Consider the following 20,239-nt stretch of genomic DNA (forward strand, 5'->3'; position numbering starts at 1 on the left):
CCCGGACCGCTCGGAGTCACCGCCCGGGCGGTTCCGCGGCGGCGTCCCTGTGTCCGGCGGTGAGTGCGGCCAGGGCATCGCGCAGCCCGGACGGCCGGACCATGCCCGGCGTCGCGCGTCCCGCCCATCCCGGGCCGCCCAGCACGACCGTCGGTTGCCGGCGTGCCCCCTTCACGCCCCACTCCGCGGCGGCCACGTGCCGGGCCAGCGGCAGGCTCGCCGTGGAGCGCGCCTGGGCCCACAGCACCACGGCCGCGGGCCCCAGTCGCCGGACCGCCGCGGTGAGGGCCTCGGCCGGCACCGCCGCGCCGAACATCCGTACGGGCACGCCCCGTTCGCCCAGCGCGGCGTTGAGTGCCTCCAGCGGCAGCGTGTGCTCCTCGCCCGGCACACAGGCGAGGACGACCGGCCCGGCACCGGCACCGTCGTGCGCCACGGGCGCGGGCGTACAGCGTCTGAGCGTGGTGGACACATGCCAGGACAGCAGATGCTCGACCTCGACGTAGCGGTCGCCGGACGACGCCCATCTCCGTCCGACGGTGTGCAGGGCCGGCACCATGATCTCCTGCCAGGCGACGGCGAGGCCGTAGCGCTCGACGGCCGAGGTCAGCATCTCGTCCACGGCCGCGGCGTCGAGTCGCACGGCGGCGCGGGACAGGCCGCGGCCCTCCTGGCGCATGTCGCCGGACGCGGGCGCACGCTCGCCGGGCGCCGGGGTTGGCGGCACGCTCCGGGCCGGCGGCGACGGAGCACCGGACGGAGAGGGGGCGCCCACCGGGCCCAGCACGGTCCGGGCCGCCTCGGCGGGCGGAACGCCTGCGGAGGTGAGCCGGCACATCGTCTCCAGCATCGCCACGTCGCGCGGCGTCCAGCGCCGATGGCGCCCATCGGGCCGCACCGCGGGCCCGAGCCCGTATCTGCGGTCCCACGACCGCAGCGTGGTGGGCGACACCCCCAGGCGGCGGGCGACCGCGCCCGTCGTCAGCGCCGCCCCCGCCGGCGCGGAGGGCCCCGATCCCTCGCCGTCGCTCCGAGCACCGGGGGACTCGTCCATGCGCCGACTATACGACGCAGAATCGATGCACGTTGTGACCGTCGACGGCGACCGCGGACGATGAACACCACACCGGGGCGTGTCGGCGCGCCCCGGTGACCGGCCCTGCGGATCGCCCGCCGCGGTCCGGCCGCCCCCTTTGGGAGCGGGGCGGACGCCGCCCGATGCGAGGAGCCGCCGTCATGCCCGCACTGCGACACCCCGGCCCAGGTCTTCCCCGGCCGCTCGCCGACGACGAGCTGGCCCGGGGGCTGAGGGCGGGCGACGAGGCCTGTCTGACCGAGGCGTACCGGCGCTGGTCGCCGATGGTCCACGCGCTGGCATGGCGTTGCCTGGGCGACGCGAGGGAGGCCGAGGACGTCACCCAGCAGGTCTTCCTCGGTGTGTGGCGCGGCCGGGGCGGCTACCGGCCCGATCGCGGTGCGCTCCCCGGGTGGATCACGGGCATCGCGCGGCGCAAGATCGCCGACGCCCTGTCCGCCCGGACACGCCGCGGCGAACTGGTCTCGTCGGCCGCGTCGAGCCTCGGCCCGGCCGACTCCCGGAGTGCGCAGCCCGAGACCCTTCTCGACCGGGTGGTGGTCCGCCGCGAGCTGGCCCGGCTCCCCGCCGCGCAACGGCGGGTGCTGTGCCTGGCGTACTACGAGGACCTGACCCAGACCCAGATCGCCGCGCGCACCGGCTGGCCCCTGGGCACGGTCAAGAGCCACGCCCGCAGGGGACTGCGCCGGCTGCGCAGCTGTCTCCAGCAGGAGACAGACCCCTGAACGCGACGCCTCGCCACCCACCTCGCAGGCGCCATACGCTGCGGAATCGATGCATGTCCGCGGATGCTCGTGCGGCGGCCGGGACGATGGCACGGGGTCACCGCGTCGCAACCGTGCGGCGACCGGGTGATCGGGTGGCCTTTCGTCGGCGAGTGAGGGAAAGCGGAGAGGGACGGATCGCCGCCCGGTACCGCGTTCACCGAGGGCGGTGACACGCGCGGCCGCGCACCGGCGCGGCTCGGACGGAAGGGCAGCCGTGGAGGGACACGCCTCGCTACCGCGCAGGAGACGGCCATGGCTTCGGCGTGTCGGCACGCTGACCGGCACCGGCGTGCCTCCCGGCGTCACCCGCGCGCTCGCACGGGCCCGCCGGGCCGGTCCGATGCTGTGGACGGCGTTGCGCCGCACCCCGGTGGCGATGTGGCGGGACGACACCTCGGACTGGGCGGCGGCCCTGACGTACTACGCCATTCTCGCCCTGCTGCCCATGCTGTTGATGACGGTCTCCCTGATCGGGACGATCAGTCCGCACCTCACGGACGCACTGATCGACCGGGTGACGGCGTGGGCCCCGGCCGAGTCCGGCTCGGCGCTGCACAGCACCCTGCGCCGGCTGGCCGGTGAGCGGTCCGCCGCCCTCACGGTGGCCGTCGGCGGCGGGGCGAGCGCGCTGTGGTCGGCCTCCAGCTACCTGGCGGTGTTCCGACGGGCGCTGCACGACCAGCACCGTGTCGCCGACACGCGGCCTGCCCTGCGCACGGCGCACCGCATCCTGCTCACCGCCGTGATCCTGCTGGTCCTGTTGTTCTGCAGTGCGCTGCTGCTCGTTCTGGGCGGTCCTCTGGCGCGCGCACTGGGCGAATGGGCCGGGCTCGGCGAGGCGGGTGCCGCCGCGTGGACCCTGCTGCGCTGGCCGGCTCTGGTGGCGCTGGTCACGCTCCTGGTGCTCGTGCTGTTCCGGACCGGGCCTCCCAAAGCCCGTACGCTGCGCCACGCCCTGCCCGGTGGGGTGCTCGCCGGGGCGCTCTGGCTCACGGCCTCCGCCTGCTTCACGACGTACGCCACGGGACTCGGCACCTACAGCAGGTTGTACGGATCCCTGGCGGGGGTGGTCGTCTTCCTGGTCTGGCTGTGGATGTCGCATCTCGCCCTGCTGGCAGGCGCGCAGTTCACGGCCGAGCTGGCCCGGGCCGAAGCGGAGCCGTCACCGACCCCCCGCCCTCTACACATAAAGGAAAAATAAGAGCAAAATACCCTTATATGCCACTTATGCCGCATCGGACGCGGCCAGGACGGCAAAGCCGAAGGAGGCCGGTCATGGCGCACGTCTCACACACCAGAGGTGACATCACCACCCACCCCGATGCCCATGAGATGCGGGACCGCTACACCCGCATGCTCGGCACCCGTGACGTGGCGCTCGTGGACGGACCGGTGTTCCTGCTCGGCCTGTACTGCGCGGCGTCCCCGTGGATACTCCACTACACGACGAGCCAGCCCGCCGTCGCGACGCACAACCTCATCATGGGGATCGCGCTCGGACTGCTGGCCCTCGGATTCACCGTCATGCCGGCGAGGATGTACGGCCTGAGCTGGGCCATGTGCGCCGTGGGCGCATGGATGATCATCTCGCCGTGGATCGTCGGCGTCGCCCCCGACACAGGGGTCGTGGTCAACAGCATCGTCATCGGCGCACTCGCCGTGGCACTGGGCGTGATGTCCGCGGGAGTGGCCGTGAAGAGCACTCCGCGCGCATAGCGGCACCGGCGCCCGGCCACCGCGCCGGAAGTGCGGCCCGGCCGGCCCGCGGTCACGGACCGGCCCCGCCGTGCGCGTCTTCCGCACGATGGCACACTCAACGTCATGCAGGCAATTACTTGCATGTCAAGGACGGGCAGGTACCGCACACTGGCGCAGTGAGCCGGACCGTGAGCGCATGGGTGACAGCGGGCGAGGACGTCCTGGGGGCCGTGGGACCGTTCCCGGTGGACGTTCCGTGGTGGCAGGAGGTCGAGCCGGTCGTCGCTCGGCTGGAGGAGCTGCTCGGGGTGCCCGTGCTGGTCCTGCGCCTGCTGACGGTGGACGGTGGTGAGGGCGGCCGGGACGGCCATGTGACGTACCACGTCGAGGCGTTGGAGCGTCCGGCACCCGGGCTGCTGGACCGGCGCCCCCTCGACGACGGCCTGCTCGGCCCGCGCTCCGCACTGCGCGCGCCGTGGGCCCGTGCCGCAGGCCTGCGGGAACTCCTCGACTGGGCCGCGCGCACCCTTGAGGCGGCGGGACGACCCGTCACCGGCCCGGTCGAGCAGCGACGGACCTGGAACCTTGCGGCACTGTTCCGGCTGCCCACCGCGCAGGGGCCGGTCTGGCTCAAGGCGACGCCGCACTTCGCCGCGGACGAGGGAGCGGTCGTCACCGCACTCGCCGGAGCGGATCCTTCACTGGTGCCGGCCCTCCTGGGCCGGGGCGCGGGGCGGATCCTCATGGAACACGTGCCCGGGCAGGACTGCTGGGGCGCCTCGCCCGGCACGGCGACCGCGGCGATGAAGCGGTTCGTGGCGGCCCAGGCCGCCCTCGCGGCGAACCGGCCCGCCGGGCTGCGCGACGGGCGCACGCCCGCCCTCGCCCCTCGGGTCGACGCCCTCCTCGACGGACCGGCGGCCGCGGGGCTGAGCCGGCAGGAGACCGCTGCGGTGCGGAGGCTGACGGACCGTTGGCAGCAGCTCGGGCAGTGCGGCCTGCCCGACACGGTGGTGCACGGCGACTTCCACCCGGGCAACTGGCGCAGCGACGGCGGCCCTCCGGTCGTCGTGGACTTCGCCGACGCGTACTGGGGCAACCCGGTGGTGGACGGACTGCGCGCCCAGGAATACCTCGATGAGCAGGTCGGGGCGACGTCGGCCCGGGCCTGGGCCGAAGCCTGGAGCGTGCACGTCCCCGGCAGCGATCCGGCCGGTGCCCTGCGCCTCGCCGAGCCGCTCGCCCATCTCGTCCACGCGGTCCGCTACCAGGAGTTCCTGGACGGCATCGAACCGTCCGAGCGGCCGTACCACGCGGGAGACCCCGTGGCGGCACTGCGCACGGCGCTGCGGAGCGAGCGAGAGCCGAGCCCGGTCCTCGCGGACCTGAGTCCGGCCCGGCGCGAAGCCCGGGCGGCCACGGTGTTCCTCCAGCCCACCTCCGGCGGGCCCTTGGCCACCGGCGGGCCGGCGCCCGAGGATCGGGCCGTGGACGACCTGAGGATCTTCGACCCCTCCCGTCGGCTGCTCCTCGAAGGGCTCGGGCTCCGGTTGCGCGAGTGGACCGACGCCGATGTGCCGGACCTCGTCGCGCTGTACGACGACCCCGAGATCGACCGGTGGACGCCCGTGGCCTCCCCGTTCGGCGTCGAGGAGGCGCGCTCCTACCTCGCCGCGGCACGCAGGAAGCGGGCCGAGAGGCGGTCGGTGCAGCTCGCCATCACCACGGACGGCCTGCGGCCGCGGGGCGAGATCCTGTTCTTCCGCAGCGGGCCCGACGAGCGCGAACTCGAGCTGGCGTACGGTGTCGGTGCCGACCACCGCGGCCGCGGCCTGGCCTCCCGGGCCGTGCGGCTCGTCGTGGAGCACGCCGTGCACGAGACGGGCGCCCGCTCGGTGGTGCTGCGGATCGAGGCCGGGAACGCCGCCGGCGAGGCCGTCGCCCGGTCCACCGGCTTCGCGCCCGCGGACGACGAACCCGTCGTCCGCATGTCGAAGGGGCGCGAGCTGGTGCTCCGCACCTGGCGGCACACCGGGTCCTGAGCCCGTCAGCGGGGCGGATGTGCAAGTGGCCGGCCCGACACCCCCGGCGGGCCGGCCACCCCTGCGGAACTCCGCAGTCGGACCCCTGTCACGGTTGCGTTCTCACGCCTCCGCCGGCTCCGCCTCCCGGCTGGTGAGGTACTCCTCGCTGATCTCCTTCGGGCCGAACGGCCAGACCTTCTCCACCCGGGCCCACAGGACGAACGCCAGGCAGCCGAGCAGCAGCCAGGCCAGCGACCATTCGATGGGATGGCGGCCGGGTGAGTTCTTGTCGGCGTAGCCGTAGATGACCAGCCAGCCGACCAGCGCCAGGACGCTCGGCACGGGGTACAGCCACATCCGGTACGGGCGGCGCAGCGCCGGCTGTCGTGCGCGCAGGACGGTCACGGCCACGATCTGCGCCAGCGCCTGGACCAGCACCATCACCGTGGTCAGCAGCTGGATCAGGGTCGCCAGGTCGGTATGACGGCCGATCAGGAAACCGATCGCGGTGATCACGCCCATCGTGGCCAGCCCGAGCGTCGGGAAGCGGTGTTTGGCGTGCAGTCTGGCGTACGGGCGGAAGAAGACGCGGTCGCGCGCGGCGTCGTAGGGCACCCGGGAGCCACCGAGCAGACCGGCGAACACCGAGGCGAAGGCCGTGATCAGGATGAGGACCGTGACCGTGTCCGCGGCCCCCTTGCCCCATGTCTCCTCGAGCACCGCGGAGGCGACCGACGTCGACGCGATGTCGTGCGGGTCGGTCATCCGGTGCCAGTCCACCACACCGAGCGTGCCGATCTGGAGCAGCAGGTAGATCACCATGATGCCGAGGATGGAGAAGATGATCGAGCGCGGGAGGGTACGGCCCGGGTCCTTGATCTCGGCGCCCATGTACGCCGTGGTGTTGTAGCCCAGGTAGTCGTAGATGCCGATGGTCAGGCCCGCCGCGAAGCCGAGCCAGAAGTGGCTTGCCGTCAGGTCGAAGGCGTGCGCCGGGTAGGTGAAGGCGAGGTGCGCGCTGAAGTCCGAGGCCGACGCGGCGATCACCAGCAGCACCGAGGCGATCATCACGACCCACATCACCGCGGTGATACGGGCGATGTGCTCGATGCCCCGCCACAGCAGGAGGATCACCAGGGCGATGACACCGAGTCCGATGAGATCCCCGGCGGTCCGGCCGAGGTCGGGGGCCAGGTAACCCAGGTACTGCACGAAGCCCACCACACCGGTGGACATGATCAGCGGGATGAAGAGCATCGCCGTCCACACGAACAGGAACGGCATCAGCCGCCCCGTGCGGTACTGGAATGCCTGGCGCAGATAGACGTAGCTGCCGCCCGAACCGGGCATCGACGAGCCCAGTTCGGCCCAGACGAGGCCGTCGGCGAGCGCCAGCAGAGCGCCCGCGACGAAGCCGATGACCGCCTGCGGGCCGCCGAAGGCGGCGACCATCAGCGGGATGGTGACGAACGGCCCGATGCCGCACATCTGGCTCATGTTGATGGCGGTGGCCTGGAACAGGCCGACGCGGCGGACGAAACCACCGGCGGGTGGCGGGCTACCGGACACGGAACCTCCTGGAGCGGGACGCGGGGAGTGATGTGCGGACTGTGGGCCGACGTCGGGACGCGGCCGACGGATGAGGTACGGCGGTCATCCGGCCGGCGATGGGCTCCCCTCGACTCGCCCGGAGAGGCTGACTGGGCGATAAAGTTAAGGAGCCTTACTAGGTGCGTCAAGAGCGCGTCAGGAATACGTGAGAATGGTGCGATGCCCGCCCGTGACCCCATAGCGCAGCCGGAACAGACCTGGAACCGCAGACGGTTGCGCAGCACCAACGAGCGGCTGCTCCTGGACCGGCTGCGCGCGGCCGGCAGCGCCTCGCGCGCCCAGCTCGCCCGGGAGACCGGCCTGTCGAAGCCGACGGTGTCCAGCGCGCTCGCCGCCCTGGAGGAGGCCGGCCTGGTCCACGAGGTGGGGACGCACACGCCCGAGCGCGGCCGGATGGCGGTCCTGTACGCACCCGACCCGGCCGCCGGGTACGCGCTCGGCATCGACATCGGCCGGAGCTGGCTGCGGGTCGCACTGGCCGGTCTCGACGGCGAGGTGGTGGCCCGTGCCGACGTGCGCAACCGCGCCCGCACCTCGGGCGCCATGGCCGACCTGGTCGTCACGACGGCGCGGCAGGTCGTCGAGGGCTCCGGGGCGGGACACGACGACGTGGCCCATGCGGTGGTGGGCACACCCGGCGTGTACGACGGGGAACGGCGCCGGGTGCGGTACGCGATGCATCTGCCGGGCTGGGGCCGGGCCGGTCTGTTCGACCGGATGCGCGACGAACTGGGCATCCCGCTCGAGGTGCACAACGACGCCAACCTGGCCGCGCTCGGCGAGTACACCTACGGCGTCGGCGCGGGCAGCCGCCTGTTCGCGTACATCCTGATCGGGACGGGCCTCGGCATGGGGGTGGTCAGCGAGGGCCGGCTGTTCACGGGCGCACACGGCGGGGCCGGGGAGATCGGGTTCCTGCCGTGGCCCGGGCGGCAGAAACCGGGGACGCTGGAGGACGCGGTGTCGGGCGTGGCCGTCGTCGAGTCCGCGCGGGCGTTCGGCATGACGGGTCAGCTCACGGCCAAAGCGGTGTTCGACGCTGCCCGGGAGGGCCAATCCGCCGCGGTCCGGGCGGTGCAGCTGGAGGGCGAGCGGATCGCACACACGGTCGCGGCCGCGGCCGCGGTGCTCGACCCCGACCTCGTGGTGCTCGGCGGAGGGGTGGGGCACAGCGTCGATCTGCTGCTGCGTCCCGTACGGGAGACGTTGCGCGCCCTCACCCCGTTGCGCCCCAAGATCGCGCCGAGCCGGCTGGGCGAGGACGCGGTGCTGCTCGGGGCGCTGGCCACGGCGCTGGGCACGGCACGCGACGTGGTCTTCGAGCGCCGCTCGGGTTCCTGACCGGTCCCGCCCTGCCTCCACGACGATTGACAGGGCCTCCTCAACGCCCTAGCTTGAAACGCCAGTTAGTAAAGTTTCCTAACTTTACCGTCGGTCGACCGTTCCCGCCCGATCCCTCGGTGCCGGCCGCCGGATCCCGCAGTGCCGAAGCGCGGAATGCTCCCCCACCCCCAAGGAGACGACCGTGTTCCACCGCCCTGCCCTCCACCGCCGGCCGGCCTCGGCCGTCGTAGCCCTGGGCATGATGTGCACGCTCTCCACCGGTGCTCGCGCAGGGGCCCCCGCACCGGCGCATCCCGAACCGCCCGCCACCGAGGTCGCCTCCGCGGCAGGCAGTGCCACCCCCCTGTCCCGCTACGAGATCCAGTCCACGGCCAAGGTCTCCGACTCCCCCGCCGCGGTCTCCTCCCCCGGTTTTCCGGCGCGCGGCTGGTACCCGGCGGGCTCCCGCTCCACGGTGCTCGGGGCGCTGCTCGAAGACGGTGTGTACGCCGACCCGTTCTACTCGACCAACCAGCAGAAGATCCCGAAGGCGGACTTCCGGGTCCCGTGGTGGTACCGCTCGGACTTCACGGTCGCGGACACCTCCGAGCGCACCTATCTCGACTTCAGCGGGGTGATCTCGGCCGCGGACGTCTACGTCAACGGACGGCGGGTCGCGGATGCCTCGGCGGTGACGGGCGCGTACACACATCACGAACTCGACGTCACCTCGCTGGTGCGGGCGGGCAGGAACACGGTCGCGTTCCGTGTCCGGCCCAACGACCCGGACAAGAACCTGACCATGGGCTGGATCGACTGGCTGCAACCTCCGCCGGACGAGAACATGGGCATCGTCCGCGATGTGCTCGTCCGCCGCGGTGGACCGGTCGCGCTGCGCGACGCCCATGTCCTCAGCCGTCTCGACGTGCCTTCGCTCGCCGCCGCCGACCTGACGGTCAAGGCGCGGATCCGCAACGACTCGGCGACCGCGGTCACCGCCACCGTGGCCGGGAGGATCGGCTCACTCTCCTTCACCAGGAGGGTTCCGCTGGCCGCGCACGAGTCGAAGGCGCTCACGTTCGCCCCGGCCGACGTCCCCGGTCTGCACCTGGTCTCCCCCCGGGTGTGGTGGCCGGCCGGGATGGGCGGGCAGCCGCTGTACCGGCTCGACCTGACCGCGAGCGTGTCCGGTGTCCCGTCCGACGCCGCGCACGAGAGCTTCGGCATCCGGGACGTGAAGGCACCGCTCAACGCCGACGGCGCACGGCAGTACAAGGTCAACGGGCACAGGCTGCTCGTCAAGGGCGGCGGCTGGTCACCGGACGAGTTCCTGCGCTGGGACACGACGTATGTCGCGGACCGGCTCAAGTACGCCCTCGACCTCGGACTCAACACCATCCGGCTGGAGGGGCACATCGAGCCGGACGAGTTCTTCGATCTCGCGGACCGCTACGGCATCCTCACGCTCCCCGGCTGGGAGTGCTGCGACAAGTGGGAGGGCGAGGTCAACGGCGAGGAGTCCGGCGACGAATGGACCGCCGCCGACCACCCGGTCGCCAAGGCGTCCATGACCGCCGAGGCCGCCCGGCTGCGCGACCACCCGAGTGTCGTCTCCTTCCTCATCGGCAGCGACTTCGCACCCGACGCCACGATCGAGAAGGACTACCTGGACGCTCTGCGGGCCGCCGACTGGCCGAACCCGGTGATCGCCGCGGCCTCCGACAACTCCTCACCGCAGCTGGGGAGTTCGGGCATGAAGATGACGGGACCGTACGACTGGGTGCCGCCGGACTACTGGTACGCGAAGCGGGAGGGCGGTGCCACCGGGTTCAACTCCGAGACCAGCGCGGGCCCCGACATCCCGACACTCGACACCCTGCGCCGCATGATGACCCCGGCCGAGCTGACCACCCTCTGGAAGGACCCGAGGGCCGAGCAGTACCACCGCTCGCCGTCGTCGACGTTCGGCACGCTCGCGCTGTACGATGACGCGCTCACCGGCCGGTACGGCGCGCCGCGGGGACTCGGCGACTACGTGCGCAAGGCGCAACTCGCGCAGTACGAGAACGTGCGGGCGCAGTTCGAGGCGTACGGACGCAACGCCACCGATGCCGCGCGGCCCTCCACCGGCGTCGTCCACTGGATGTTCAACAGCGGCTGGACGTCGCTGCACTGGCAGTTGGTGGACCGCTACCTCGACCAGGGGGGCGCCTACTTCGGCGCGAAGAAGGCCAACGAGCCGCTGCACGTGCAGTACTCCTACGACGACCGCTCGGTCGTGGTGGTGAACAACCGGCACACGGCCGCGTCCGGACTCACCGCCCGCGTCTCCCTGTACACCACGGACGGCAGGAGGATGTACGACCGCACGGTGACCGGGGTGGGCGTCGCGGGCGACGGAGCGCACACCACCGTGCTCGCCCTGCCCTCGTCGGTGAGCGGTCTGCCGACCACCTATCTCGCGCGGCTGGTCCTGACGGACCCGGCGGGCAAGGAGGTCAGCCGCAACGTCTACTGGCTGTCCACCAGGCCCGACACGCTCGACTGGGCCCACACCGACTGGTACTACACGCCGACGACGAGCTACGCCGATCTGACCTCGCTCGCCTCCATGGCACAGGTGCCGGTGTCCGCGACGGCGTCCACACGGGCGGGCGGGGACGGCATGTCGACCACGAGGGTCACCCTGCGCGCCGCGGGCTCCGGCACGACTCCGTCACTGCTCACCGACGCGCATCTGGTGGACTCGGCGGGCAGGCCGGTGCTGCCTGTCCACTGGTCCGACAACGAAGTGAGCCTGTGGCCCGGTGAGTCGGTGACGCTGACCGCCACCTACCGGACGGCCGATCTGCACGGCTCGGAGCCAGGCGTACGGATCTCGGGCTGGAACGCCCCGGAGCACACCGTGCCGGCCGCGTGATCCGAGGACCAGGGCCCGGCCCGCGCGTCCACCCCGCGACGCCGGCGCACCCCGAGGCCGAAGCGGAACGGACTGTTGCCGCGCACAGCGGGCACATGAAGGAGTGCAGAGGCCTTCACATCAAGGGGCGGAGATGGAGATCTCGAGCATCATCGGCGCCATCGTCATCGGGCTCATCATCGGTGTCCTGGGGCGACTCGTCGTCCCAGGACGCCAGCACATCGGAGTCCTGTGGACCATCCTCGTCGGCATCGTCGCGGCCTTCATCGGGTCGGGCATCGCCGCAGCGGTCGGCGTGGCCGACACCAAGGGCGTCGACTGGATCGAATGGCTCATCCAGATCGGCCTGGCGGCGCTGGGCGTGGCGGCACTGGACCGGGCACGGTCGCACCGCTGACGTCACACTCACCGGGCGCCGCGGGTGCGTTGCGGGCGAGGTCCGTGGCGAGCGGGCGCTGCGGGCTTCGCCCGGACGACCGCTCGCCACGGAGTCCTCGCGCCTCTGCGGACCGGCGCGCCACCGATCTCGCGACAGCTCACCGGTGCGGCGGCCGGCCGGTGCGGGTCCTTGCGTCCGATCTCGTCCGGCGACCCGGGCCCTCGGGAGGAAGCAGGCGACCCTGAATGCGGGCTCCCCGCTCGCCGACGCGGGTCTCGGCCTGCCCCGGGCCCACCCACCCGCGTGACACGCCCTCACCCCGGCAGGTCGGTCACCGTCCCGTCCGGAGAAGGCGCTCGTCCCGGCTGCGTCCGGGCGTACCCATGGACCCGCCGTCGCCGGCCCGCTCGTCCGCTCGCCACCGCCCCGCGCGGTGGTGGTCGGACCTGAACCGGAACGTCACGGGGAGACGTACGGCGTCGTCGTGGTCAGCGGTTCGAAGCCGAGGCGGGCCAGGATGGGCCGGCTCTGCGCGGACGCGTCGACCTGGACGTAGCGGTAGCCGCGGGAGGCCGCGACCTCGGCACGACGGGCGACCAGGGCTCGGTAGACACCGCGTCCCCGCCAGGCGGGGACCGTGCCCCCGCCCCACAGTCCCGCGAAACGGGTGCCGGGAACGAGCTCCATACGGGCCGCGCTCACGGGCTCGTCGCCCGCCAGCGCCAGAACGGCCACCACCTGGTCGCCGTCGCCGGACAGCTGGGCGAGGAGCTGGTCGCGCAACCGGGTGCTGTCGGTGCCGAACGCCCTGCGGTGGACGTCCGCCACGAGGTCGACGGCGGCGGGCTCGGTGACCGGCACCAGACGTACACCTTCGGGCGGCTCGACATCGAGGGTGAGATCGGCGACCTCGGCGACCATCAGTGTCTCCTCGGGGTCGGGTGTGAATCCGGCGGCCCTCAGCCGCTTCCCGAGGTCGACCGGCCGATCGTGACCGTACAGCTTCCACTCGAACTCACGCCCGAGTTCGGCGTAGTAGCGGACCTGTTCGGCGATCACCGCATCGGCCGTGCCCTCGTCCAGGTCCGACCACACGATCCCGTTCCAGTCGTTTGCGGAGCCGACCTGGCGCACCACCGAGGCGTCGCGCTCGACGCGGGCGCCGGAACCGTCGGGGCGGGCACCCTGTCGCATGTCCCGGTCGTAGAGGGCGAGTACGGCAGCGTGGTCCATGGGCTCACTCCAACCTGCGGGGCATGTATCCGCACGGTAATACGCGACAGCCGGGAGGCCGCACCCGGGTCCCGGCCGACCATGGACTCCCGACGCCGCGGCGTACACCGCGGCGTCGGGCCGCACGGCGGCCGGTCGGCGTCGAGGTGTTCCCGGGCACGCTAACGCCGGCCGGGGCGGTGTGCGTGGCCGCGTCACGACGACAGCCTTGCGCCCCGGCGCGGTGCACGTCGGGACGGTGACCACGACGAGGCCCGGGCACCGGGACGCCCGGAGCACCTCGTCGACGCACCGGGCCGGTGCGTCGGAGGGGGCGCACCGCAGGCGGCCCCTCCCGCGCCGGGGACGCGCCGGCTATCCGAGCTCCAGGGTCGTCACCCCGTACACCCGTTCCCCCGCGAAGGCCCGGACCGGCCCCGTGTACATGCGGGCCGTCTCGAAGGAGGGGGTGAGGCCCGAGCGTTCGGCCAGGGCGACGCCCGCCGTGTTCGTTTCGGGTACGTCGACGGCGAGTTCCCGCCCGGCGGCTTCGCCGGCGCACGCCGCGAGCAGGGCGCCCGCGTCGTCGACGGTGTCGGCGAAGAGCGGGCCGACGCGCAGTCCGACCCGGGCGGGGCGGATCACCCCGTAACCGGTCAGGCCGTCGCCCTCGAGGCGGACGAAGACCCGGTGGCCGCGGGCGCTGAGCCAGTGTTCCAGGAAGCCGGGGCGGTCGGCCGGGTAGCAGGCCCTGTCGTAGTCCGCGATGGCGTCGAGGTCGGCCTTCCCGGCCGGGTGCACGCCGGGCGTCGCCTGGTCGGCGGGCACGGTTCCGGTGAAGCGCACGGTGCGGTGCGCGAACACGAAACCGGACCGCCGGTAGTTGTCCTGCTGGGCGACGACGCCGTCGAGACCGATCGTGCGGCCTCCGGCATGAGCGAGGGCCGTCTCCCAGGTCGCCAGGCCGATACCGCGGCCGCGCAGGTCAGGACGGACCAGATAGCAGCCGAGGAAGGCGTAGTCGGAGCCGTAATTGACGACGGAGATCGCCGACACGGGCTCGTCGCCGAGCCTGCCGACGAAGAAACCCTCCGGGTCCTGGGCGAAGAAGGCGGGGCCGTCGCACAGCCCCGGATTCCATCCCTCGTCCGCCGCCCAGCCGCTGATCACCGGCCAGTCGTCGAGGGTGGCCCTGGCGACGACGAGGCCTTCGGGACCCGCTGAGGTCATCGATGCGCTCCATTCCGTGGGGGCGGTGCCGTGGGGGGCGTGCCGTGACCGGCTGCACCGCGAGCATCCTTCCCGATCCCCCCGTCGCGCGCCATGCGGTGCAGGGCACCGCCCACCGCACCAACGTGACGCTCCGCAACGGCCGTTGAACGGCGGAGGGCTCCGCCGGTCGGACCGGCGGAGCCCTCTGCAACGCTTACGGCGGTCGGCTCAGCGGGCCGATCCCGGGCGGAAACGGCGGTACAGCACGGTCCCCCCGAGCACCAGCGCCGCGCCTCCGGCGAGCGCGGGCACGGTCGCGTCCGCGCCGGTGTGGGCGAGGGCGACCACGGGACGGGTGCTCGGCGGCTGCATCGGCGTCTGCCTCGGCGGCGCGACGGGCCGCGGAGCGGGACGCCGGGTGCTCGAGGTGTTCGTGGACTTGTTGCCGGTGGCCGCGTTGCCGACGCCGACCACGCCCACCGTGTTGCCGGAGACGTTCACCGGGAGGTGAATCGGCAACTGCACACCATTGCCGCCCAGCACCCCCGGGGAGTGCCTGCTCACGCCGGACGCGGAGGCACCGTGCGCGGGAGAGCGGCCCTGCCGTGGCCCGGCCGCGTCGACGCCCCGATTGGCGCAGGTGTTCCCCGAGGCCGTGTTGAGAAGCCCCACCACCGTCACCGTGTTGCCGCACACGTTCACCGGAACGTGCACCGGAAGCTGCACGGTGTTGCCGGAGATCAATCCGGGCGAACCCGCCGCGGTGCCGTCCGCCGCGGAGTCCGCGTGCGCCGGCAGCGCCCCGGCCAGCGCCCCCGTGGCGGCGGCCGCGACGAACAAACCATTTCGGGTAACCCGTTTCATAGGTTCCCTGCCTTCCAGACTTGGTCGCGAGCACTCGCCCGCACCTCGTAAAACGCAGACGCACCATCCGAGTTATGGCTTATCTGCCTTTCACCCCATCGAGTGGCGGCGGTCCGAACGCACGGAGGAGACCGGTCCACCGGTCCGACCTGCAGCGTGGCGCGGCGCGCACCGACGGCGCGAAGCACACCGTGTCCGACTGGCCGAACGCCGGGAGGCGTGCCCAGGAGGGCCCGCATAACGTGACCGCAGGGCCGCCGCCGGATCCGCAGCCGGGCGCCCCAGGAGGCGCCATGATGTCCACGCACACCCGCGCCGCGGTCACCACGGCAACGGCCGCGGCCGCGGTGCTGGCTCTGCTGGGAGCCGCCCTGCCGTCGGTGACCGAGGCCGGCGGCGGCCCCGATCTGTCCCGGTTCTACGGTCAGCGGATCACATGGTCGGCGTGCCCCGGTGAAAAGACGCCGGGGGACCGTCAGTGCGGAAAGGTGACGGTCCCGATCGACTATGCGAAACCCGATGCCGGGACGATCGACGTGGCGATGACCCGCTACCGGGCCACAGCCGGGTCCCGCGGCTCCGTACTGCTGAACTTCGGCGGTCCCGGCGGCGCCGGCGTCCCCGAGCTCGCCGCCGGCGGCAAGGACTTCCTGCATCTGACGAACGCCTACGACGTGGTGACGTTCGATCCGCGCGGAGTCGGACAGTCCTCACCCGTCAGCTGTGTGGAAAAGGCGGCCAACAACGCGGACGCGGAGGACACCGTCATCGACGTGACCGATCCACGGGCGGCGCTCGCGCAGATCCGGAAGACGGCCGACCAGTGCGCGAGGCACTCCGGGCCGCTGCTGCCGCACATGGGGACCGTGGATGTCGCACGCGACATGGACGTGATGCGCCAGGCCCTCGGCGACAAGAAGCTCAACTACCTCGGTTTCTCGTACGGCACCCGCCTCGGTGCGGTCTACGCGGCCCAGTTCCCCGGCAAGGTGGGGCGGATGGTCCTGGACGGTGTCGACACCCTCACCGAGTCCCTGGCCGAGCAGGGGCTGGTGGGCGCGCAAGGACAGCAGACCGCGCTGGAGAGCTTCCTCGACTCGTGCGTCAAGAACCTCCTGTGCCCGTTCGGCAGCGACGCCCGCTCCGCTCGCGAGCAGGTCGTGCAACTCGTGGCACGCCTGGACAAGCAGCCTGCCTCGACCGCTCTCGGCCAGCCCTTCACGGGGCAGGACCTCGTCGCCGGGATCAGCGAACTCCTCTTCAGCAAACGGATGTGGCCGATGCTGGAGCAGGGCCTGGCCCAGTTGATGGAACAGGGCGATCCCTCGGGAATCATGTACTACTCGGGCCTCGGCATCTCCGCCCCCTCGGTCCAGCGGGCGAACGGCGGGATCGTCGCACCCGACAACGTGCCCGTCGACAACATGTCGGCCGCGCTGATGGCCGTCAACTGCGCCGACGATCCCGACCGGCCGAGCGCCGACCGGCTCACCAAGGACATCAAGCGGCTGCGGGACCAGTACGACGAGGCCTCCCCCGTCTTCGGACGCTACCGGCTCACCCAGGTGCTGACGTGCTACGGACGGCCCAAGGGCACCGACTTCATCCGGGAGAAGGTCAAGAACGTACACAGCGCCAAGATGCTGCTCGTCGGCACGCGCGGGGACCCGGCCACCCCCTACCGCTGGGCGCTGGAGACCGCCAAGCGGCTCGGCCCCTCGGCGGTGGTCCTCGACAACAGGGGCGAGGGGCACACCGGGTACACGACGTCCCCGTGCGTCCACCGGAAGGTCGACGCGTTCCTTCTGTACGGGTCGCTGCCGGCCGACGGGAGTTCGTGCGGGCCCGACACGGCCGGCTGAGCCTGCGCCCCGGTCACCCGGGGCGCAGGGGTGCTCAGGTGAGGGAGATCTCCGGCTTGTAGATGTCCAGCCATGTGGCCAGGTCGAGGGTGCGTTCGAGGCCGCGGCGCGACGGCTGGGTGATCTGCGGGGCCTCGCGGTGCGCCGCCCGGGACACCCGCTCGCGGTCGACCAGGTCGAAGACCGGATGGGAGGGGCGGGTCAGCAGGTCCTTGGCCTCTTCCTGAAGGGCGACGGCGTACCCCGGGTCCTGGGTGGACGGGTAGGGGCTCTTGAGCCTGTCGTACACGGACTTCGGGATCAGGTCGGCCGTCGCCTCCCTCAGCAGGCTCTTCTCCCTGCCGTCGAAGGACTTCAGCGACCAGGGGGAGTTGTAGACGTAGTCCACGAGCCGGTGGTCGCAGTACGGCACCCGCACCTCCAGACCGACCGCCATGCTCATACGGTCCTTGCGGTCCAGCAGGAGCCGTACGAAGCGGGTCAGGTGCAGGTAGCAGATCTGCCGCATCCGGTACTCGAAGTCGCTCTCGCCCTCCAGCCGCCGGATGCCCGAGACGGCCCTGCGATAGCTGTCGGAGACGTAGGTCTCGAGGTCCAGGGCCTTGGTGAGATGGGGGTGCAGGACCTCTTCGTCGTCGCCGAAGTCCCTGCGGAAGCGCACCAGCCAGGGGAAGGTGTCGGCTCGCCTGGCCTCCTCGTCGAAGAACTGGACGTAGCCGCCGAAGACCTCGTCGGCCGACTCACCGGACAGCGCGACGGTGGAGTGCCGGCGGATCGCCTGGAACAGCAGATACAGCGAGGCGTCCATGTCCCCGAAGCCCATGGGCAGGTCGCGTGCCCGGATCACCTTCGCCCGCACGTCGAGGTCGGCGAGGGCCCGGGCGTCGAGGACGATGTCCTGGTGTTCGGTGCCCGAGGCGGTCGCCACATCGTGCACGAACGGCGTGTCCGGTGTGGAGCGCAGATCGTCGGCCACGAAGTGGTCCGTCTGCCCGACGAAGTCCACCGCGAAGCTGCGCACCTTCTCGCCCTGCTCCGCGAGCTGCCGGGCGGCCAGAGCGGTCATCGCGGACGAGTCCAGACCGCCCGACAGCAGGGTGCAGCGCGGTACGTCGGCGACCAGCTGCCGGCGCACGATGTCCTCGAGCAGCGAGCGGACCGTGGCGATGGTGGTCTCGCGGTCGTCGGGCTGCGACCGGGTCTCCAGATGCCAGTAGACCCGCCGGCTCAGGCCCTGCCGGTCGACGGTGACCACGGTGCCGGGCTCGACCTCGCGCATGCCGTCCCACACGGCGTGGCCGGGCGTCTTGACCATGGCGAACAGCTCCCGGAGCCCGTCGAGGCCGACCCGCGGCCGCACCAGCGGATTGGCCAGGATGGCCTTGGGTTCGGAGCCGAAGAGGACGCCGTCGGAGGTCGGGGCGTAGTAGAAGGGCTTGATGCCCATGCGGTCGCGGACCATCACGAGCTTGTCGTGGCGGCCGTCCCAGACCGCGAAGGCGAACATTCCGTTCAGCCGCTCGGCGAGCTGCTCGCCCCAGGCCAGGTAGGCACGCAGGACGACCTCGGTGTCGGAGTCGGTCGTGAAGCGGTGACCCAGTCCGATCAGCTCGTGGCGCAGTTCGGTGTAGTTGTAGGCCTCCCCGGAGTAGACGAGCGCGACGGTGCCCTCGGGGGTCTCGGCCGTCATCGGCTGCCGTCCGCCCGCAAGGTCGATGATCGCGAGCCTGCGATGACCGAGACCGGCGGGCCCCTCCACCCAGGTGCCACGGTCGTCGGGTCCTCGGCAGGCCATCGTCTCGGTCATCGTGTCCAGTGCCGCGATCTCGTTTCGCAGGTCACGGTCGTAGGAGATCCAGCCGGTGATGCCGCACATGCGTGCCTCCCGTGCGATTGCCCGGCCCGGCGTGTGCGCCTTCAACGGCGCGAGGGTTCCGCTGCCGGACAACCAGTTGTATCGAGCAGCTATATCTCCGAGCGTACGTCGGCGTGACGCGGTCCGACGGGCATGCCGCCGGGAACGCGGACGTGTCGTGAGCCGGCTCCGCGGCCCCGTCGGGCGGTGGGGCCCGGCGCGGGCGATGCACGGTGCGACATCGGCACCCCCAGTGACCATAGCAACCAATTGCCCCGAATGCCCTACACGTGAATCCGCCCTAAGGTGCTCATATGGAGCACGACCTCAGTCCCTCGACCCTCGCGGACCTGCGCCGGCCACGGCCGTACCCCGCGGTGTCGGTGCTGACGCCGACGCACCGCCGCGAGCGCGACAACTCTCAGGACCGGGTCCGGCTGCGCAACATGCTGGCCGACGCCAAGAAGCAGCTCGAAGCCGATCCGGCCGTCACCCGTGATCACCGTTTCGACGTCGCGGACCAGCTCGACCGGGCACTCGCCGAGGTCGACCTGACGTACGCCGAGGACGGCCTGGTCATCTTCGCCGCGCCGGGCGAGCACCAGGTGTGGTCGCTGGCGCGCACCGTTCCCGAGCGGGTGGTGCTCTCGGACACCTTCCTGACCCGCAACCTGGTGGCCGCGGAGGCCGCGGAGCGTCCGTTCTGGGTGCTCACCGTGGCGGCCGACCGCGCGACGCTGTGGAACGGCGGCGCCGACCGGGTCACCGAGGAGCACATCGGCGGCTTCCCGATGATCCGCAGCCGCGAGAACTTCGACGCCGAACGCCAGGAACGGATCGGCGACATGCCGAGCACGTTCCGCGACGAGGGGACCCGCCGCTTCCTGCGCGACGTCGACACCGCGCTCGGCGCGATGCTGCGCCGCTATCCACGCCCGCTGTACATCACCGGCGAGCAGGCCGCGCTGTCCCTGCTCGACGAGGTCGGCAGTGTCGCCGGGGAGGCGGTGCACATTCCGCACGGAGGGCTCGCCCACGCCACGGCCGATGCCGTCCGGCAGACGATCCGGCCCGTGATCGACGAGGAGGACCGGAAGAACGTCGACACGGTGAGCCGCGAGCTGGAGTCCGCTCGCGGGCACAAGACGTTCGCCGCCGGCGTCGACGAGGTCTGGCAGAACGCCTCCGACGGCCGTATCCGGCTGCTCGCGGTCGAGGAGAACTACCGCGTGACGGTCCGCGACGGGGCCGGTGACCACCTCGAGCCCGCCGAGAGCGGCGATCTCGACGCCCGTGAGGACATCGTCGACGAGATCGTCGAGCGCTGCCTGGACACGGGCGCCGACGTCCGCTTCGTTCCGGACGGCGCCCTCGGGGACGCCCAGGGCATCGCCGGGATACTCCGCTACTGAGAAC

15 protein-coding genes are annotated in these 20,239 nt (G+C 72.1%); 9 read left to right on the top strand and 6 right to left on the bottom strand.

Annotated elements, in window-relative coordinates; translation table 11 throughout:
- Positions 1-16: 16 nt before the first annotated feature.
- Complete coding sequence (locus ACSHXN_RS05940) at positions 17-1,054, bottom strand: MerR family transcriptional regulator (RefSeq protein WP_355130028.1); 1,038 nt, start codon at positions 1,052-1,054, stop codon at positions 17-19.
- A 182-nt stretch (positions 1,055-1,236) separates the two neighbouring features.
- Here ACSHXN_RS05940 and ACSHXN_RS05945 point away from each other — a divergent pair, with 182 nt between their 5' ends.
- The 4 genes from ACSHXN_RS05945 to ACSHXN_RS05960 all read left to right on the top strand — a co-directional run bounded on the left by ACSHXN_RS05945 (position 1,237) and on the right by ACSHXN_RS05960 (position 5,603).
- On the top strand, positions 1,237-1,821 hold the full coding sequence (locus ACSHXN_RS05945; protein ID WP_355130026.1) for an RNA polymerase sigma factor: 585 nt from the start codon (positions 1,237-1,239) through the stop codon (positions 1,819-1,821).
- A gap of 331 nt (positions 1,822-2,152) precedes the next feature.
- Positions 2,153-3,064 (top strand): YihY/virulence factor BrkB family protein, encoded by a 912-nt coding sequence (locus ACSHXN_RS05950; RefSeq protein ID WP_383354265.1) that lies wholly within the window; start codon positions 2,153-2,155, stop codon positions 3,062-3,064.
- A 74-nt stretch (positions 3,065-3,138) separates the two neighbouring features.
- Positions 3,139-3,579 (top strand): SPW repeat protein, encoded by a 441-nt coding sequence (locus ACSHXN_RS05955; protein WP_355130024.1) that lies wholly within the window; start codon positions 3,139-3,141, stop codon positions 3,577-3,579.
- Between the two features lie 158 nt (positions 3,580-3,737).
- On the top strand, positions 3,738-5,603 hold the full coding sequence (locus ACSHXN_RS05960) for a GNAT family N-acetyltransferase (RefSeq protein ID WP_438302765.1): 1,866 nt from the start codon (positions 3,738-3,740) through the stop codon (positions 5,601-5,603).
- Positions 5,604-5,705: 102 nt separating this feature from the next.
- Here ACSHXN_RS05960 and ACSHXN_RS05965 read toward each other — a convergent pair whose 3' ends face one another.
- Positions 5,706-7,154, bottom strand: a complete 1,449-nt coding sequence (locus ACSHXN_RS05965; protein WP_355130020.1) for an APC family permease — start codon at positions 7,152-7,154, stop codon at positions 5,706-5,708.
- Positions 7,155-7,355: 201 nt separating this feature from the next.
- Here ACSHXN_RS05965 and ACSHXN_RS05970 point away from each other — a divergent pair, with 201 nt between their 5' ends.
- The 3 genes from ACSHXN_RS05970 to ACSHXN_RS05980 all read left to right on the top strand — a co-directional run bounded on the left by ACSHXN_RS05970 (position 7,356) and on the right by ACSHXN_RS05980 (position 11,836).
- Positions 7,356-8,537: an ROK family transcriptional regulator gene (locus ACSHXN_RS05970; RefSeq protein WP_355130018.1), complete on the top strand. Its 1,182-nt coding sequence runs from the start codon at positions 7,356-7,358 to the stop codon at positions 8,535-8,537.
- 184 nt (positions 8,538-8,721) lie between these two features.
- Positions 8,722-11,439: a glycoside hydrolase family 2 protein gene (locus tag ACSHXN_RS05975; protein WP_438302766.1), complete on the top strand. Its 2,718-nt coding sequence runs from the start codon at positions 8,722-8,724 to the stop codon at positions 11,437-11,439.
- Between the two features lie 133 nt (positions 11,440-11,572).
- Entirely contained in the window at positions 11,573-11,836 is a 264-nt protein-coding gene (locus ACSHXN_RS05980) for a GlsB/YeaQ/YmgE family stress response membrane protein (RefSeq protein ID WP_355130014.1), read from the top strand.
- Between the two features lie 441 nt (positions 11,837-12,277).
- Here ACSHXN_RS05980 and ACSHXN_RS05985 read toward each other — a convergent pair whose 3' ends face one another.
- The 3 genes from ACSHXN_RS05985 to ACSHXN_RS05995 all read right to left on the bottom strand — a co-directional run bounded on the left by ACSHXN_RS05985 (position 12,278) and on the right by ACSHXN_RS05995 (position 15,106).
- Positions 12,278-13,051 carry a GNAT family N-acetyltransferase gene (locus ACSHXN_RS05985; protein ID WP_438302767.1) on the bottom strand — a complete coding sequence of 258 codons (774 nt, stop codon included), beginning with the start codon at positions 13,049-13,051 and terminating at the stop codon, positions 12,278-12,280.
- A gap of 354 nt (positions 13,052-13,405) precedes the next feature.
- The gene (locus tag ACSHXN_RS05990; protein WP_355130010.1) at positions 13,406-14,260 is read right to left on the bottom strand and encodes a GNAT family N-acetyltransferase; all 855 of its coding nucleotides are present in this window, start codon (positions 14,258-14,260) and stop codon (positions 13,406-13,408) included.
- Positions 14,261-14,470: 210 nt separating this feature from the next.
- Positions 14,471-15,106: a chaplin gene (locus ACSHXN_RS05995; RefSeq protein ID WP_356113126.1), complete on the bottom strand. Its 636-nt coding sequence runs from the start codon at positions 15,104-15,106 to the stop codon at positions 14,471-14,473.
- A gap of 293 nt (positions 15,107-15,399) precedes the next feature.
- On the opposite strand from ACSHXN_RS05995, the gene ACSHXN_RS06000 reads away from it, so the two are divergent.
- Positions 15,400-16,968, top strand: a complete 1,569-nt coding sequence (locus tag ACSHXN_RS06000) for an alpha/beta hydrolase (protein ID WP_355130006.1) — start codon at positions 15,400-15,402, stop codon at positions 16,966-16,968.
- Positions 16,969-17,002: 34 nt separating this feature from the next.
- Here ACSHXN_RS06000 and asnB read toward each other — a convergent pair whose 3' ends face one another.
- A complete protein-coding gene (gene asnB / locus ACSHXN_RS06005) occupies positions 17,003-18,844 on the bottom strand; it encodes an asparagine synthase (glutamine-hydrolyzing) (protein WP_355130004.1) in 1,842 nt (613 codons plus the stop codon).
- Positions 18,845-19,137: 293 nt separating this feature from the next.
- Here asnB and ACSHXN_RS06010 point away from each other — a divergent pair, with 293 nt between their 5' ends.
- Positions 19,138-20,235 (top strand): baeRF3 domain-containing protein, encoded by a 1,098-nt coding sequence (locus ACSHXN_RS06010; protein WP_355130002.1) that lies wholly within the window; start codon positions 19,138-19,140, stop codon positions 20,233-20,235.
- The last annotated feature ends 4 nt before the right edge of the window (positions 20,236-20,239 follow it).

Source organism: Streptomyces sp. HUAS TT11 (assembly GCF_051553595.1).
GTDB lineage: Bacteria > Actinomycetota > Actinomycetes > Streptomycetales > Streptomycetaceae > Streptomyces.